The sequence below is a fragment of the Pseudoalteromonas spongiae UST010723-006 genome (assembly GCF_000238255.3).
GTDB classification, from domain to species: Bacteria; Pseudomonadota; Gammaproteobacteria; order Enterobacterales; family Alteromonadaceae; genus Pseudoalteromonas; species Pseudoalteromonas spongiae.
The window spans coordinates 2,220,830-2,237,206 of the sequence record NZ_CP011039.1 but is presented as its reverse complement, the minus strand read 5'-3'; the positions used below and the strand labels follow the sequence as shown (position 1 = coordinate 2,237,206).

Genomic DNA, 16,377 nt, shown 5'->3' with positions numbered 1-16,377 from the left:
GCTAGGTATCAAAGATAATTAATATAAAAGAACCGCATTTCATGACGACACAAGATTATAATGCAGAAGCCATTGAGGTTTTAAATGGACTCGAACCGGTAAAGCGCCGTCCCGGCATGTATACCGATACCACACGTCCAAACCACCTTGGCCAAGAAGTTATCGATAACAGTGTGGATGAAGCCTTAGCTGGGCATGCATCGAAAATTGATGTGATCCTGCACGAAGACAACTCGCTGGAAGTAGTCGATGATGGCCGTGGTATGCCAATCGATATCCACCCCGAAGAAGGTATTCCAGGCGTTGAGCTTATTCTTACCAAACTTCACGCCGGTGGTAAGTTTTCAAACAAAAACTATCAATTCTCAGGTGGTTTACACGGGGTAGGTATTTCCGTTGTAAATGCCTTATCAACGCGTGTATTAGTTACCGTACGACGCGATGCAAAAGTGTATGAAATTGCGTTTGAAAACGGTGATAAGGTACAAGATTTAACCGAGGTCGGTACCGTGGGCAAGCGCAACACCGGTACGTCAGTACACTTTTGGCCTGATCCAAGCTACTTCGACTCGGCAAATTTCTCGCTATCAAAGCTCAAGCATTTATTAAAAGCCAAAGCGGTTCTGTGTCCTGGCTTAAAAATCCGTTTTATCAATAAACAAACTAAAGAAACCATTGAATGGTTTTTTGAAGATGGCTTAAAAGATTACCTTGCTGATGCGTTAAAAGAATACGAAGTCTTACCGAAACAACCATTTACCGGTGAGTTTGCCGGTTCTACTGAAGGTGTTGATTGGGCGGTATTATGGTTGCCTGAAGGCGGCGAAGGGGTTTATGAAAGTTATGTAAACCTTATTCCAACAGCGCAAGGTGGTACCCATGTAAATGGTCTGCGCCAAGGTTTGCTAGAAGCAATGCGCGAATTTTGTGAATTCCGCAATTTATTACCGCGTGGGGTAAAACTAACACCTGACGATATTTGGGACCGCTGTAGCTATGTGCTCTCGGTTAAAATGCAGGACCCACAATTTGCAGGTCAAACTAAAGAAAAATTATCGTCACGTGCAACCTCAGCATTTGTTTCGGGTGTGGTAAAAGATTCGTTTAGCTTATGGCTTAATGAGCATACAGATATTGCAGAGTTGCTTGCCGAAATTTGTATTAGCAACGCGCAAAAACGTATGCGTGCGGCGAAAAAAGTAGTTCGTAAAAAAATCACCTCAGGCCCAGCGTTACCCGGTAAATTAACCGACTGTAGCACGCAAGAAAGCGAGCGCAGTGAACTCTTTTTAGTAGAGGGTGACTCGGCGGGTGGTTCAGCTAAACAAGCACGCGATCGTGAGTTCCAAGCGGTAATGCCACTGCGCGGTAAAATTCTTAATACGTGGGAAGTTGAGTCAGGGCAAATTCTTGCGTCGCAAGAAGTGCATGATATCTCTGTGGCGATTGGTATGGATCCAGATTCAAAAGATTTAACTAATCTACGCTATCACAAAATTTGTATTTTAGCGGATGCGGATTCCGATGGATTGCACATTGCAACCTTGTTGTGTGCGCTGTTTGTAAAACACTTTCCAGTGTTGGTAGAGCAAGGGCACGTATATGTAGCAATGCCACCGCTTTACCGAATCGATGTGGGTAAAGAAGTATTTTATGCCCTTGATGAAGATGAAAAGACCGGCATTTTAGACCGTATTGAAGCAGAGAAAAAGCGTGGCAAGGTGAATGTGCAACGCTTTAAAGGCTTGGGTGAAATGAACCCAATGCAGCTGCGCGAGACGACAATGGATCCAAATACTCGCCGCCTAGTGCAATTAAGCTTAGAGGGCGACGAAGAAACGTTGGAAGTAATGGATATGTTACTTGCCAAGAAGCGCTCAAGCGATCGTCGCGAGTGGTTAGAAACCAGTGGCGACCAAGCGGATTCATGGAACTCATAACTAGCATTAAAAAATTTAGGTAAACGAGCATGTCAGATCTCGATACCCTCGCGATGCAAGGGATAGAAAAACAAACAATGGCGCAGTTTACGCAAAGCGCCTATTTAAATTACTCAATGTACGTAATTAAAGACCGTGCCTTGCCACACATTGGCGACGGTTTGAAACCAGTACAACGTCGTATTGTTTACGCGATGAGTGAACTAGGCCTATCGGCAGCGGCAAAATACAAAAAATCAGCCCGTACCGTGGGTGATGTACTTGGTAAATATCACCCACACGGTGATAGCGCCTGTTATGAAGCCATGGTACTTATGGCGCAGCCGTTTTCTTACCGTTATCCGCTGGTGGATGGTCAAGGTAACTGGGGTGCGGCAGATGATCCTAAGTCTTTTGCGGCAATGCGTTACACCGAAGCGCGTTTATCTAAGTTCTCTGAGGTTTTATTAAAAGAACTAGGCCAAGGCACAGTCGATTGGATCCCTAACTTCGATGGCACCATGAAGGAGCCGGAAGTACTGCCAGCACGTTTACCGCATATTTTATTGAATGGTATTACCGGTATTGCAGTAGGTATGGCAACTGATATTCCGCCGCACAATGTACGCGAAGTGGCAGATGCGTGTTGCACATTACTGGATAAACCAAAAACCGAACTTGAAGAGCTACTTGATTTAGTACAAGCACCGGATTACCCAACGGATGCGGAAATCATTACGCCTAAGGCTGAAATTCGCAAAATCTACTCAAGTGGTAAAGGCTCTATCAAAATGCGCGCGGTGTATACTGAAGAGCAAGGTGATATTGTCATTACGGCGTTACCTCATCAGTGTTCTGGTGCGAAAGTGTTAGAGCAAATAGCTACGCAAATGCGCGCTAAAAAGCTACCTATGGTGGCCGATTTACGTGATGAATCCGATCATGAAAATCCAACGCGTATTGTGATTGTACCGCGTTCAAATCGCGTTAAAGCTGAGCCACTTATGGCACACTTATTTGCGACCACCGACCTTGAGAAAAACTACCGTGTTAACTTAAACATGTTGGGCCTAAACGGCCGTCCTCAAGTAAAAGACTTAAAAACAATTCTATCTGAGTGGTTAGTGTTTAGACGCGAAACGGTTCGTCGCCGTTTACAATACCGCTTAGACAAAGTATTGGCACGTTTACATATTTTAGAAGGCTTATTGATTGCCTTTTTAAATATCGACGAAGTAATTGAAATTATCCGCAGTGAAGATGAACCAAAGCCCGTTTTAATGGCGCGTTTTGGTATCACTGAAACGCAAGCGGAAGCAATTTTAGAACTTAAACTTCGCCATCTTGCTAAATTAGAAGAAATGAAAATTCGCGGTGAGCAAGACGAGCTTGCAAAAGAGCGCGATAAGCTTGAATTAACCCTTGGTTCAGAGCGTCGTATGTCGACGCTACTGAAAAAAGAAATTCAAGAAGCTGCTGAGCTTTATGGTGACGACCGTCGTTCGCCTGTAGTTGAGCGCGGCGAAGCTAAAGCCTTAAGTGAAAAAGACTTAATGCCATCAGAAAGCGTTACTGTTGTGCTTTCTGAAAAAGGCTGGGCACGTTTTGCTAAAGGCCATGATATTGACGCGGAAGGCCTGAGTTATAAATCAGGTGACAGCTTTAAGTCTCTTGCTAAAGGGCGCAGCAATCAGCCGAGTGTATTCTTAGATAGCTCTGGCCGAGCATTTGCAACCGATACCCATAGTTTACCTTCTGCCCGTAGCCAAGGTGAACCAATGACAGGGCGCTTTAATGTGGCACCTGGAGCGAACCTTGAACACGTGGTTATGGGTGAAGAAAAAGCCAACTTCCTGATGGCATCAGATGCAGGTTATGGCTTTATTACCGAGTTTAACGACTTGGTGAGTAAAAATAAGAACGGTAAAGCACTGGTAACGATTCCAGAAGCTGCATTATTAATGACACCACAGCCAATTCACGACATTACGACAGATCGCTGTTTAGCAATCTCCAACGAAGGTCGCATGCTGATCTTCCCAATTCGTGATTTGCCAAAACTAGGTAAAGGTAAAGGAAATAAGATCATTTCCATTCCGAGTGCCCGTGTTAAATCACGAGAAGAGTTTGTTAAAGTGCTGGGCATCGTGCCAGATGGCGCGTCTGTTACCTTACATGCAGGTAAGCGTAAACTAACGTTAAAACCAAGTGATTTAGAACATTACTACGGCGAGCGTGGCAGACGTGGTAATAAGTTACCGCGTGGTTTACAGCGTGTAGACTTAATGGAAGTTGAGTTTACTGCCGCACAAGAATTGATCGACGATGCTATTGATGCGGAAAATAGCGAAGATTAGTGCTTCTTTGCGTCGAAAAGCGTTAAAATAACGAAAACCAGTCTCAATATGCGGCTGGTTTTTTTATAAACCGTGTTTTTTAGCTTACACATGTTAGCTAAAATTCGTATAATGGCGCGCTTAGTTATTGGAGACGTTATTTTGATATTTGCTGTTCGCTTAGTACTACTTGCGATTTTTATCTTTTTTAGTGCGATCTTTGGCTTGCTATTATGTTTAGTGATGCCGTTTAACCGCAACCATGTTCATCGTTTTGCTTCTTGGTATGGCAGCATGCAGGTGTTATTGGGCGCAAAAGTTGAAGTGAAGGGATTAGACAAACTGGATAAAAGTAAATCCTACGTCTATGTTTCAAACCATCAAAATAACTATGATTTGTTTACGGTTACCAATGCGGTACCAGAAAATACCGTAAGTATTGGTAAAAAAAGCATTCGCTTTATTCCATTTTTTGGCCAGCTGTACTGGTTATCAGGCAATATTTTAATTGATCGCAATAATAAATCGAAAGCAAAAGGCACAATTGATAAGGCCGCATCAAAAATTAAAAACGATAAGATTTCTGTGTGGTTATTCCCTGAAGGTACGCGCAGTTATGGCCGCGGTTTATTACCATTTAAAACAGGCGCGTTTCACACGGCTATGCAAGCCGGTGTGGAGGTTGTGCCGGTTTGTATGAGTACAACAACAGGGCGTATTAAATTAAATCGTTGGGCTAACCCAACCATTTATGTTGAATTACTTGATCCGATTTCGTTGGAAAAGGATGTATCGGCAAGAGAGCACGCAAAGCGAATTCATGCTATGATGCAGAGTAAAATTGAACAGCTAGATGCTAAAGTAGAGAGCGATTGTGGAAAACTGGCGCGAAATAAGTGAAGACATTGTTGAGTCGTTATTAGAAGACGGCTCAAACCCAGACAAACTGTACGAAGTAGAACACCACTTTGTATGTGAAGATTTTGATAAGCTAGAAGAAGCGGCGCTTGCTGCATTCAAACTTGGTTTTGACGTGGAAGACCCAGCTGAACTTGAATTAGAAGATGGCAGCAAAATTTGGGGCTTTGACGTTGTAGTTGAATGTGAACTTGACGCAGAACTTATTCTTGAAGATGTAGATAAACTTATCGATCTTGCTGCAAAAGCTGGTGTGGAATACGATGGCTGGGGTACTTACTTTCAAGAGTAAGCTTCTGTGTTGTATTGACAAATCGAGTACCAAAAAATAGCGCCAAATGGCGCTATTTTTTATTGCGGCTTATCTTGTGAGAGTTTGAACGGGGAGAACAATAAGACAGGCACTAAAATCAATGTGTGAATTGATAACCAAGCAAGGGTTCCTTCATATACGCCTAACGCTGTAACTGCTGTAAATAGGGCTAGTGCAGACGATACGACCGCCAGCAGCCAATAAAGACCTATCGGACTATTGCTATCAAAGCGAATACTTTCAGCGCATTGGTTACTTTTGAAATAGCACGACATTGCAATAATTACCGTAATAAATGAAAAAGCAATCAAAATAACTTCCATGGTTTTTCCCTGCTAGGTTTACATGTTGGTTAGATTATACTGCGCAGAATTGCAAGTCAATAAAAATGATAATGATTATCAATTAATTCGATCGTAAATGTATAAGTGCCAATAATCATAAAGTCTTTTGTCTTTTAAGGCGTATAGTTTAGTGAGTGTAGTGGCAAAGCTGTCAAACTCTCAACACTCCACGTTTTTAATGAAAATAATGATTCAATATTTGCAGGGTTAAAGACGTGTATAAGGCTGCGTTTTTTAACAGGTAACAATGGCGATAGAAGTTGTACAGACTGTGAAAGATGTTAAATCTATACAGTCGCAATAAACACAAAAGTTGTTTTGGCTACATTTGATGAAAAAAAGGTTAACAAAGGAGGAATTGGCAATGCTAAAAATGACTTGTGCGAATGAGCTTCAAGATCACAATAAATAGAAAACACGCTTTAGCGCGTGTTGGTCACCTCAAAACGAGGTTGCGATTTTAAACACTTTACCTGCAGCTAACTTTTGCTGCGATATTGAAACCGTCTAATCGTTTAACACCGATAAATGTTCAAGCTCACGATAAAGCTCTTCTTCATCTCCCATATTGAGTTCGATAAGGCGTTTTAAATGCGTCACACTGTCAATTTCAATTTGCTCACAGCGTAGCCCCAATTGGTCACTTTCAACATGTGCCAGCGACACCAGCATCTCAATCGCAATATCGCTGTTAGAAAGTTGAAACACTAACTTGGCGTGATGCGAAAGATCACACGCAGTAGGCCAGTTATCAGGCTTATTTAAAAGTGCACCTTTAAGCGATAAATCAAGGATTTCAGCGTTATACTCTACGCCCATAAAGGTTAATTTTGCAGGCGTGCGGTAAATAATACGAGTGAAATGTCGTCTTTCTTGCATTAGGAGCGCTCCTTATCGTCATCTTTAAAGCATAGCCGATTAACAAAAAATATTAAATATTTTCATGCTGATATGTTTAAATAGCGGGCGCCACTTATGGAATTTATTTTTAAAGGGAAAAACAATGCCAGAACACGCAGAAAAACAAAAGATTGATCACGGTGAATTGAAAAAAACCGGATTTTGGTTAAATCAGGCGTTTATGATTGTATCGACAATTGTTGGTGTATATTTAGCTGCACAAAGCGGTCTTGAACAAGCGCTAAAATTCGATACGTTAAGCAAAATGGAAGATAACTATTATCTGCGCATGTCGTTATACGATGAATTAGATGACGCGGTTAAAGAAATTGAAACGTACGCAAAAGTCCTCGCCAAAAGCCCGCCAAAAGTAGTGATTACAGAGCAGCGTCCAATGCTCGACAAATACGTTTGGCAAACCATGAAGTACAATCCCACTACCTTGGAAACGCCGAGTGAAATTCTTTCTGAAGTGCGCCGCTTTTACGGTAAGGCTGACCGCACCATCGATCAGGTAGGTCGCTGGGCCATTGGTTCACGCCATGCATCAAAATTATTGTTAGAACAAACGGAATATTTTAAAAATGGTCCGCTGTTAAAACTTAAAGACAGTGCTGATGAGCTAAAACGCTTATTAGCGAAAGAAGATATTCAAATTGGCGTATTAAAAGGAGAGTAATGAGCCATGACCAAACGTTGTCCAAAGTGCGTTAATGTAGCACTAGAAGTTACCCATTATTGCGGTGAAGAAATTGATGTTTGCCGTCAGTGCGGCGGTTTATGGTTTGAGAAAAACCAAGTTAATCGCATGATTGAAGAGATTAATGACGGCCCGATTGGCGAGTGCTATAGCCATCACTTTGGTGAGCCTCAAGGTAGCACAGAATTAAACTGCCCTGATTGCGGCAGCCATTTAGAAGCGGTGCACTTATTAAAAGATTATCAAACTGAACTGGATATTTGTCGTAAGTGTGATGGTAGCTGGATTGATAAAGACGAACTTACGTCAGTGGAGAACAGCCCTGAGTTACGCGGTGCACTTGATGAACTAAATAAAAAAGTATCTTGGAAAACTTACTTATTCCAATTCTTAACGCAAATGCCAGTGGAATATAACTTAAAAACCAAGTCAAAACCTTGGGTAAACTGGTCTTTAATTGCGATTAATATTCTGATTTTCTGTGCGTATTTCTTTAATATCGAGAGCTTTGGTTTTGTATTAGAAAACTTTGCACTAAGACCTGCAGATGTTAACAACGGCCAAGAGATTTGGACTTTATTAACGTGCGTTTTTTTACATGGCTCTGTGATGCATTTAGTCGGAAATATGTATTTCTTATACATTATTGGCGATAACTTAGAAGATGCGCTCGGCCATAAAAAATACCTTATGTATTATTTAATATGCGGCATAGGTGCATCGCTGTTTAGCTTAGTTATGTCACAAGACCCGAATATTCCATCGGTTGGCGCCAGTGGTGCAATTGCAGGATTATTTGGCATGTACTTAATGTGGTTTAGACACGCTAGCTTAACCTTTATGTTTGTTATTTATCAAAAGAAACTAAGCGCGGTGTGGTTCTTTGCGATCTGGATAGCAATTAATATTTTCGGTTTAATTGTATTACAAGATGGTGTTGATTATGGCGCGCACATCGGTGGTTTTGTTGTTGGTTTAGTGATTGGTTACTTCTTAAAAGAGAAAGTGCTTGCTGAAAACCCATTAATCAAACTGCTCAATCAGCCAGAAGCTGTGCTAAAACGTTAATAACGCTTATGCATTAAAAAGCCCGCACATTGCGGGCTTTTTTGTATAGTGTGAAAATCAATTAACCGATTTTCTTGTACTTAATACGCTTAGGTTGCGCCGCTTCTGCACCAAGCGTTTTCTTAAGCCATGCTTCGTATTCTGTGTAGTTACCTTCGAAGAAGTTAACTTGACCTTCATCACGGTAATCAAGAATATGCGTAGCAATACGGTCAAGGAACCAACGGTCGTGCGAGATACACATTACACAGCCTGGGAATTCTAAAATCGCATTCTCAAGGGCACGCAGTGTTTCAACGTCGAGGTCATTGGTAGGCTCATCGAGTAAGATCATGTTGCCGCCAGCTTTTAACAGCTTAGCTAGGTGAAGACGGTTACGCTCACCACCTGATAAGTCTTTCACGTATTTTTGCTGGTCGTTACCTTTAAAGTTAAAGCGCGATACATAAGCACGGCTAGCAATTTCAAAGTTACCAATTTTCAATACGTCTTGGCCTTCAGATAATTCTTGGAATACGGTGTTTGAACCATCTAAATCGTCACGGAACTGGTCAACTGTTGCAAGTTCAACGGTTTCACCTAGTTCAAATGAACCTGCATCTGGTGTTTCTTGACCGCCTAGCATACGGAATAAGGTTGATTTACCAGCACCGTTAGCACCGATAATACCAACGATTGCACCTTTTGGTACTGAGAAGCTTAAATCATCAATTAGTACACGGTCGCCGTAGCCTTTTTTGATGTTGTTTACTTCTAGTACTTTATCACCTAGGCGAGGACCTGGTGGAATAAATAGCTCGTTGGTTTCGTTACGCTTTTGGTAATCAGAATGTTGTAGTTCTGAGAATTGTGCCATACGTGCTTTCGATTTAGCCTGGCGGCCTTTCGGGTTTGAACGTACCCACTCAAGTTCTTGCGCAATTGATTTCTGACGTGCTTTTTCCGCTTTTTCTTCTTGCTTCAAACGCGCATCTTTTTGCTCAAGCCATGATGAGTAGTTACCTTCCCACGGAATACCTTCACCACGGTCAAGCTCTAAAATCCAACCTGCCACGTTATCTAAGAAATAACGGTCGTGGGTAATCGCCACAACAGTGCCTTCGTAATCGTGTAAGAAACGCTCTAACCAAGCTACTGATTCAGCATCTAAGTGGTTAGTTGGTTCGTCGAGTAATAGCATGTCTGGCTTTTCAAGTAATAAACGACAAATTGCAACACGGCGACGCTCACCTCCTGAAAGTACTTTAATTGGCGTGTCCCACTCTGGTAAACGAAGTGCATCGGCAGCACGCTCTAGTGCATTATCTAGGTTGTGACCATCGTGCGCCTGAATAATTGCTTCAAGTTCACCTTGCTCTTTTGCCAATGCGTCAAAATCTGCACCGTCCATTGCGTATTCAGCGTAAACTTCATCTAAACGTGCAAGGGCATTCGTTACTTCAGAAAGGGCTTCTTCAACTGTTTCACGTACTGTTTTGTTTTCGTCTAGTACAGGTTCCTGTGGTAAGTAACCAATTTTTGTATCAGGGAACGCGCGCGCTTCACCTTCAAACTCAGTGTCAACGCCCGCCATAATACGAAGCAAGGTAGATTTACCTGCACCGTTTAAACCAAGCACACCAATTTTTGCGCCAGGGAAAAATGAAAGCGAGATATCTTTTAAAATAGTACGCTTTGGCGGCACTACTTTACTTACACGATGCATCGTGTAGATAAACTTATCCGGTAAAGGCATGAATAATCCTATAGTGATTTTAATAATGTAATTGCTGCATATTGTAGTGTGATAAATGGGGGCATTCAATGTCGTAGTAGATTTAAAATGTCATTCTGTTAAGTTAAGGTAAAGTCACATAAAAATAATAGTAATTGCTTACCTATGCCGGCGCTAAATAAAACCTCTCTTTATCTTTTATTTTGTTCAATATTGATGAGTTTTGAACTAAGTGCATCGAATCAGCCAAAAATAGGTTTAGTGCTCGGTGGTGGCGGCGCCAAAGGCGGCGCGCACATTGGCGTGTTAAAGGTACTTGAAGCGAATAATGTAAAAATCGATTATATCGCCGGTACTAGCATTGGTGCTTATGTTGCAGGTATGTATGCCTTGGGATATTCAGCAAGTGAAATTGAAAAATTTATGCTTAATGAAGATTGGAACCAAGGTTATTCAGATGATATTCCAAGAGAAGTATTACGCTATCGCGATAAAGAGTTACGCGATAAATATAATCTACAACTGAATTTTGGTATTCGTGACGGTGCATTGCGCTCATCTAAAGGTTTGCTTGTCGGGCAAAGTATGAGTCGTTTATTGCGAAACTCAACGCGTTCAGTGCATTTGTTTGATGATTTTGACCAGCTGGCAATCCCGTATCGCGCAATTGCGACCGATTTATCGACCAGTGAAGCCGTGGTAATTTCATCTGGTAGTATTGCTGAAGCAATGCAAGCTTCGGCCTCGGTACCCGGGGCTGTGCAGCCGACCGAAATTGATGGTCGCTTGCTGGTTGATGGTGGCATCGCCAATAATTTGCCGGTTGACGTAGTAAAAGAGATGGGCGCAGATATCGTTATAGCCGTAGATATAGGTGCATCACTTGCTCAGTCGAATGAGTTCACATCAACCATGGAAGTACTTGGCCAACTTTCTACCATTTTGACCAATGCCTCAACACAATGGCAAAAACGTTTGCTAAGTGAAAAAGATATTTATATTCGCCCCGACATTGATGACTTAAGCACCACCGACTGGGCTGATTTAGAAGAGTCGTTAGTGCGCGGCCTTGCCGCTGCAAAAATCGCAGAACCAAAACTGCAATCCTTAGCTATTTCACCGAGTGCATTTGAGGCGTATCAAGTCGCTAAGCGCGAGCGCAGCCAAGTGTGGTTTCAGCCAATTTATAACCCAGTACTTGCGATTTCGTTGGATAATTTGTCAGATGTAAATAATAAATTGATACTCAAACACTTTTCGATTAACCCAGGAGACACTCCGTCAGAGCATGATGTGCAGCAGGCGGTAAATCGCGTTTATGCGCTCAATGAATTTGAGCGTGTTGAAACCGAGTTTAAAGATACCGAGCAAGGGCGAGTGTTGGTATTAAAAACAATTGGTAAATCGTGGGGGCCAAACTATTTAGATTTTGGCGCTAATTATCAAAGTGACGTGACAGTAAACTCGGTGCTCTCAATTGATATGGCGTTTACGCGCGGCAATATTAATCGCTATGGAGGGCTTTGGCGCAATGAGATCTCGCTTGGTTTTGAAGAGTATATCGCGACCGAATTTTATCAACCACTAAACGCAGAAGATGACTATTATGCGAGTGCTCGCCTCGCGTTTATCAAAGACAGATACAAGCTACAAACGGTAACGCAAGCGTACTTTGATTTAGAAAAGAATCACCTACGTGGTAATTTGGCGCTCGGTTACAACATTAATAATTTTTGGCGATTTGAGTTTGGCACAATACGTGATGTAGGCGAACTTGAACAAAAATCATTGATAAATGATAAATTCCCCTTTGATCAAACGGGGTTTTACAGCAGTTTGATGTATGACACCTTAGATAGCATTAGTTTTCCAACCCAAGGTAATCGACTACGTGTTTATTATGGGCGTTTTAAAGAAGCGTACGATGATCGCCTGGACCCAATCGACAGTCGCTATGCCAGTAAATACAAAATTGATTGGCGCGGCGCTTTTTCTATTCGCCACCACGGCTTAGTTGGCACAGCATCGTATACCAGTTATGAATCAGACGGTACATTTACCGTTAATACTGAGCGCTTGGGTGGTTTTTTAAACTTATCAGGTTATGGCAAAAACGTGTTAAACGGTCCTAAAAAAACGTTTGGCGCAGTGATTTATCAATACGATTTAGGACGCGATATGCTTAATATGACCAGCATGCCACTTTACCTTGGTGTGAGTGCTGAAGTAGGTAATGTGTGGGATATTCAACAAAGCGTCGATTTATCTGAGCTTATTTTTGCCAGCAGCTTGTTTGTTGGCACCGATACACGCTTTGGCCCAGCTGCATTTGGTTTTGGCGCAACCGACGATGGCGAATCCAGCTTTTTTGTATCATTAGGCAAACACTGGTAGTTGCATAATTAAATTTAATGGATGGTTTGTGTTGTATTTTAAATATTTATATTTCGATTTAAAAATATCATTAAAAATACACTGTGAAAAATTTTCAATCCCTGTTTAAATAACTTCACATATACAAAGTAGGCAAGGGCGCTTTTTAAGCGTACAATACGCCCTTTATCCCACAACCATCTTCTATTTAGGAGTAACCATGTTAGAACGTAGCATGAATATCTCGGATTTTGATCCAGAACTATTTGGCGCAATGGAAAAAGAAAAGCAGCGTCAAGAAGAGCACATCGAACTTATCGCGTCTGAAAACTACTGTAGCCCGCGTGTACTTGAAGCACAAGGTTCTCAGTTAACTAACAAATACGCGGAAGGTTACCCTTACAAGCGTTACTACGGTGGTTGTGAGCACGTTGATGTTGTTGAGCAATTAGCAATTGATCGCGCTAACGAATTATTCGGTACAGATTACGCAAACGTGCAACCGCACGCGGGTTCGCAAGCAAACGCGGCAGTATTCCAAGCGTTACTTCAGCCGGGCGACACAGTTTTAGGTATGAGCCTTGCACACGGCGGTCACCTAACTCACGGTTCACACGTAAACTTCTCAGGTAAAACGTACAACGCAGTTCAGTACGGCCTAAACGAAGAAACTGGCGAAATCGACTACGCACAAGTTGAAGCGCTAGCACTAGAGCACAAGCCTAAAATGATTATCGGTGGTTTCTCAGCATACTCAGGTATTGTTGATTGGGCTAAATTCCGTGAAATCGCAGACAAAGTAGGTGCTTACCTTCTAGTTGATATGGCACACGTTGCTGGCCTTGTTGCTGCAGGCGTATACCCAAGCCCAGTGCCATTTGCACACGTGGTTACGACAACAACACACAAAACACTAGCGGGTCCTCGTGGTGGCTTAATCGTGTCTAACTGTGGTGACGAAGAGATTTACAAAAAGTTAAACTCTGCGGTATTCCCAGGTGGTCAAGGTGGTCCTTTATGTCACGTAATCGCTGCTAAAGCGGTTGCATTTAAAGAAGCACTAGAGCCAGAGTTCAAAGCATACCAAACACAAGTTGTTAAGAATGCGCAAGCTATGGTTGAAGTATTTAAAGCACGTGGTTACGACGTTGTTTCTGGTAAAACAGACAACCACCTATTCTTACTTGATTTAATCAACAAAGATATCACAGGTAAAGATGCGGACGCAGCACTTGGTAATGCTTACATTACAGTTAACAAAAACTCAGTACCAAACGACCCACGTTCTCCGTTTGTAACGTCTGGTCTGCGTATCGGTTCTCCTGCAATCACGCGTCGTGGTTTTAAAGAAGCAGAAGCAAAAGAGTTAACTGGCTGGATCTGTGATGTGCTAGACAACATCGAAGATACAAAAGTACAAGATGAAGTACGTGAGAAAGTAAAAGCAATTTGTGCGAAACACCCTGTTTACGCATAATGTTTTCTCATTGTTAACATGATATGATAAGGCCGCTTTTTTGCGGCCTTTTTTCTTTCGAGAGTTGTTTATGCATTGTCCTTTTTGTACAGCCAATGACACCAAAGTTATCGATTCACGCTTAGTAGGTGGTGGTCATCAGGTTCGCCGCCGTCGCGAATGTAATGAATGTCACGAACGTTTTACTACCTTTGAAGGTGCTGAGCTTGTTATGCCACGCGTAATCAAGCAAGACGGCAGCCGAGAACCGTTTAATGAAGATAAACTTCGCAATGGTTTGCATCGTGCGCTAGAAAAACGCCCTGTCAGTACAGAACAAGTAGAAGAAGTAGTACACCAAATTAAATCGCAATTGCGTGCAACAGGTGAGCGCGAAGTTGACAGTAAAACGGTCGGCGAATTTATTATGGAAGCGCTGAAAAAACTCGATAAAGTTGCTTACGTACGTTTTGCATCTGTTTACCGCTCATTTGAAGACATTAAAGAATTTGGCGAAGAAATCGCACGCTTAGGTGAGTAATCTGATGCACAACAATCGCTTTTCTGAATGTGATCACAAATATATGGCGCGCGCTATCGAGCTTGCTAAACGCGGTCGATTTACCACCACGCCTAACCCCAACGTAGGTTGCGTTTTAGTTAAAGATAATCAAATCATCGGTGAAGGCTTTCATATTCAAGCAGGTGGTCCTCATGCCGAAGTGCATGCACTGAAAATGGCAGGTGACAATGCTAAAGGGGCAACCGCGTACGTCACGCTAGAACCGTGTTCGCATTATGGTCGCACGCCGCCATGTGCTGAAGGCCTAATTAAAGCAGGCGTTAGCCGAGTTGTCGCTGCTATGGTGGATCCAAACCCAGAAGTCGCAGGTCGCGGTTTAAAAATGCTCGAAGATGCCGGAATCGAAACCGATTTTGGCTTATTAAACGATGAAGCCGAAGCACTCAATTTGGGCTTTTTAAAACGCATGCGCACCAACTTGCCTTTTGTACGCTGTAAATTAGCGGCAAGCCTTGATGGCAAAACGGCACTTGAAAATGGTGAAAGTAAATGGATTACCAGTAGTGAATCGCGCCGCGCAGTGCAAGATTTACGGGCAGAAAGTTGTGCGGTACTGTCAGGGGCAGATACCGTTATTGTCGATAATGCGAAATTAAATGTCCGCCCTGATGAATTGACAGATACTGATGCAAAACACAGTACTCGCCAGCCAATCCGCGTGATTATTGATTCGCAAAATCGACTAACGCCGGATCTCGCGTTATTTCAGCAACCATCTAAAATAATTATTGCACGTACAACACTTGATAAATCGCACACTTGGCCGCATTTTGTTGAACAAGTAGTGGTTGAGCAAAACAATAGCAAAGTAGATTTACGCGCTTTATTGTTATTATTAGCCGAGCGCGGCGTTAACTTAGTACTGTTAGAAGCGGGCGCAACCTTGGCAGGTAAAATGTTTGAACAGCAGCTGGTCGATGAACTTGTTCTGTTTATGGCGCCTAAATTGATGGGGCACAGTAGTAAGAGCTTGATTAACTTGCCAACATTTACAACCATGTCTCAAGTCCCTGAACTTGAAATAAACACACTCAAGCAAGTTGGACAGGATATCTGTCTACATGCATTAGTAAAAAGAAATTAATATGTTTACAGGCATTATAGAAGCAACCGGAAACGTTGCGGCAATTGAAATGATTGCTGGCGACATGCGCGTTACCATTAACTCAGGCAAACTTGATTTGGCTGATGTTAAATTAGGTGACAGCATTGCAACCAATGGCGTATGTCTAACGGTTATTGCTTTAACAGGCCACGGCTATGTAGCCGATGTATCAAAAGAAACCCTATCGTTAACCAACTTTGAAAGCTACCAAGTTGGGCAAACCGTTAACCTTGAAAAAGCGTTAATGCCACAATCGCGTTTAGGCGGTCATTTAGTTTCTGGGCATATAGACGGCATTGCAACCGTAACCCGTATTGAAGCCAATGCCCGTGCAACCGATTATTGGCTTTGTGCACCAGCGCAATTACTCAAGTATATCCCGTATAAAGGCTCGGTTTGCATTGATGGCATTAGCCTTACGGTAAACGAAATAAACGACAACGAATTTAAGCTAACCATTGTGCCGCACACAGCAGGCGAAACCACGATTAGTGGCTTTAAAGTAGGTAGCAAAGTGAATTTAGAAGTGGATCAGCTCGCACGTTATTTGGAGCGTTTAATGATGCCACAGCAAGATGCAAAACCAACCAGTTCTCTCACTCATGAGCTTCTAGCGCAAGCTGGCTTTATGAATCGATAACCAGTCGC

Annotated in this window: 14 protein-coding genes; 11 read left to right on the top strand and 3 right to left on the bottom strand. The window is 42.4% G+C overall.

All coding sequences use genetic code 11. The annotated features are described in order from the left end of the window. Window positions 1–41 precede the first annotated feature (41 nt). From parE to rraB, 4 genes are all read left to right on the top strand, one after another. Window positions 42–1,940: a DNA topoisomerase IV subunit B gene (gene parE / locus PSPO_RS10375; RefSeq protein WP_010561701.1), complete on the top strand. Its 1,899-nt coding sequence runs from the start codon at window positions 42–44 to the stop codon at window positions 1,938–1,940. A 29-nt stretch (window positions 1,941–1,969) separates the two neighbouring features. Next, window positions 1,970–4,276: a DNA topoisomerase IV subunit A gene (parC, locus tag PSPO_RS10370; protein WP_010561700.1), complete on the top strand. Its 2,307-nt coding sequence runs from the start codon at window positions 1,970–1,972 to the stop codon at window positions 4,274–4,276. A gap of 141 nt (window positions 4,277–4,417) precedes the next feature. After that, window positions 4,418–5,155 (top strand): 1-acylglycerol-3-phosphate O-acyltransferase, encoded by a 738-nt coding sequence (locus tag PSPO_RS10365; RefSeq protein ID WP_040641999.1) that lies wholly within the window; start codon window positions 4,418–4,420, stop codon window positions 5,153–5,155. Continuing rightward, window positions 5,130–5,465 (top strand): ribonuclease E inhibitor RraB, encoded by a 336-nt coding sequence (rraB, locus tag PSPO_RS10360; protein ID WP_010561698.1) that lies wholly within the window; start codon window positions 5,130–5,132, stop codon window positions 5,463–5,465. The genes PSPO_RS10365 and rraB overlap by 26 nt, the downstream gene beginning before the upstream one ends. A 59-nt stretch (window positions 5,466–5,524) precedes the next feature. On the opposite strand, the gene PSPO_RS10355 is transcribed toward rraB, so the two are convergent. After that, complete coding sequence (locus PSPO_RS10355; protein ID WP_010561697.1) at window positions 5,525–5,809, bottom strand: hypothetical protein; 285 nt, start codon at window positions 5,807–5,809, stop codon at window positions 5,525–5,527. Between the two features lie 528 nt (window positions 5,810–6,337). Continuing rightward, a complete protein-coding gene (locus PSPO_RS10350) occupies window positions 6,338–6,709 on the bottom strand; it encodes a PilZ domain-containing protein (protein ID WP_010561696.1) in 372 nt (123 codons plus the stop codon). A 124-nt stretch (window positions 6,710–6,833) separates the two neighbouring features. Here PSPO_RS10350 and PSPO_RS10345 point away from each other — a divergent pair, with 124 nt between their 5' ends. Together PSPO_RS10345 and PSPO_RS10340 are read left to right on the top strand one after the other, a co-directional pair. After that, window positions 6,834–7,409 (top strand): hypothetical protein, encoded by a 576-nt coding sequence (locus PSPO_RS10345; RefSeq protein WP_010561695.1) that lies wholly within the window; start codon window positions 6,834–6,836, stop codon window positions 7,407–7,409. A gap of 6 nt (window positions 7,410–7,415) precedes the next feature. Continuing rightward, on the top strand, window positions 7,416–8,498 hold the full coding sequence (locus tag PSPO_RS10340) for a rhomboid family intramembrane serine protease (RefSeq protein WP_010561694.1): 1,083 nt from the start codon (window positions 7,416–7,418) through the stop codon (window positions 8,496–8,498). A gap of 61 nt (window positions 8,499–8,559) precedes the next feature. Here the strand turns inward: PSPO_RS10340 and ettA are convergent, their stop codons facing one another. Further along, window positions 8,560–10,233: an energy-dependent translational throttle protein EttA gene (ettA, locus tag PSPO_RS10335; protein ID WP_040641993.1), complete on the bottom strand. Its 1,674-nt coding sequence runs from the start codon at window positions 10,231–10,233 to the stop codon at window positions 8,560–8,562. Between the two features lie 195 nt (window positions 10,234–10,428). Here ettA and PSPO_RS10330 point away from each other — a divergent pair, with 195 nt between their 5' ends. From PSPO_RS10330 to PSPO_RS10310, 5 genes are all read left to right on the top strand, one after another. Continuing rightward, window positions 10,429–12,606: a patatin-like phospholipase family protein gene (locus tag PSPO_RS10330; RefSeq protein ID WP_148665242.1), complete on the top strand. Its 2,178-nt coding sequence runs from the start codon at window positions 10,429–10,431 to the stop codon at window positions 12,604–12,606. 199 nt (window positions 12,607–12,805) lie between these two features. Beyond that, window positions 12,806–14,062, top strand: a complete 1,257-nt coding sequence (glyA, locus tag PSPO_RS10325; protein WP_010561692.1) for a serine hydroxymethyltransferase — start codon at window positions 12,806–12,808, stop codon at window positions 14,060–14,062. Window positions 14,063–14,132: 70 nt separating this feature from the next. After that, window positions 14,133–14,582 (top strand): transcriptional regulator NrdR, encoded by a 450-nt coding sequence (nrdR, locus tag PSPO_RS10320; RefSeq protein WP_010561691.1) that lies wholly within the window; start codon window positions 14,133–14,135, stop codon window positions 14,580–14,582. Between the two features lie 4 nt (window positions 14,583–14,586). After that, a complete protein-coding gene (gene ribD, locus PSPO_RS10315) occupies window positions 14,587–15,708 on the top strand; it encodes a bifunctional diaminohydroxyphosphoribosylaminopyrimidine deaminase/5-amino-6-(5-phosphoribosylamino)uracil reductase RibD (RefSeq protein ID WP_010561690.1) in 1,122 nt (373 codons plus the stop codon). A 1-nt stretch (window position 15,709) separates the two neighbouring features. After that, on the top strand, window positions 15,710–16,369 hold the full coding sequence (locus PSPO_RS10310; protein ID WP_010561689.1) for a riboflavin synthase: 660 nt from the start codon (window positions 15,710–15,712) through the stop codon (window positions 16,367–16,369). The last annotated feature ends 8 nt before the right edge of the window (window positions 16,370–16,377 follow it).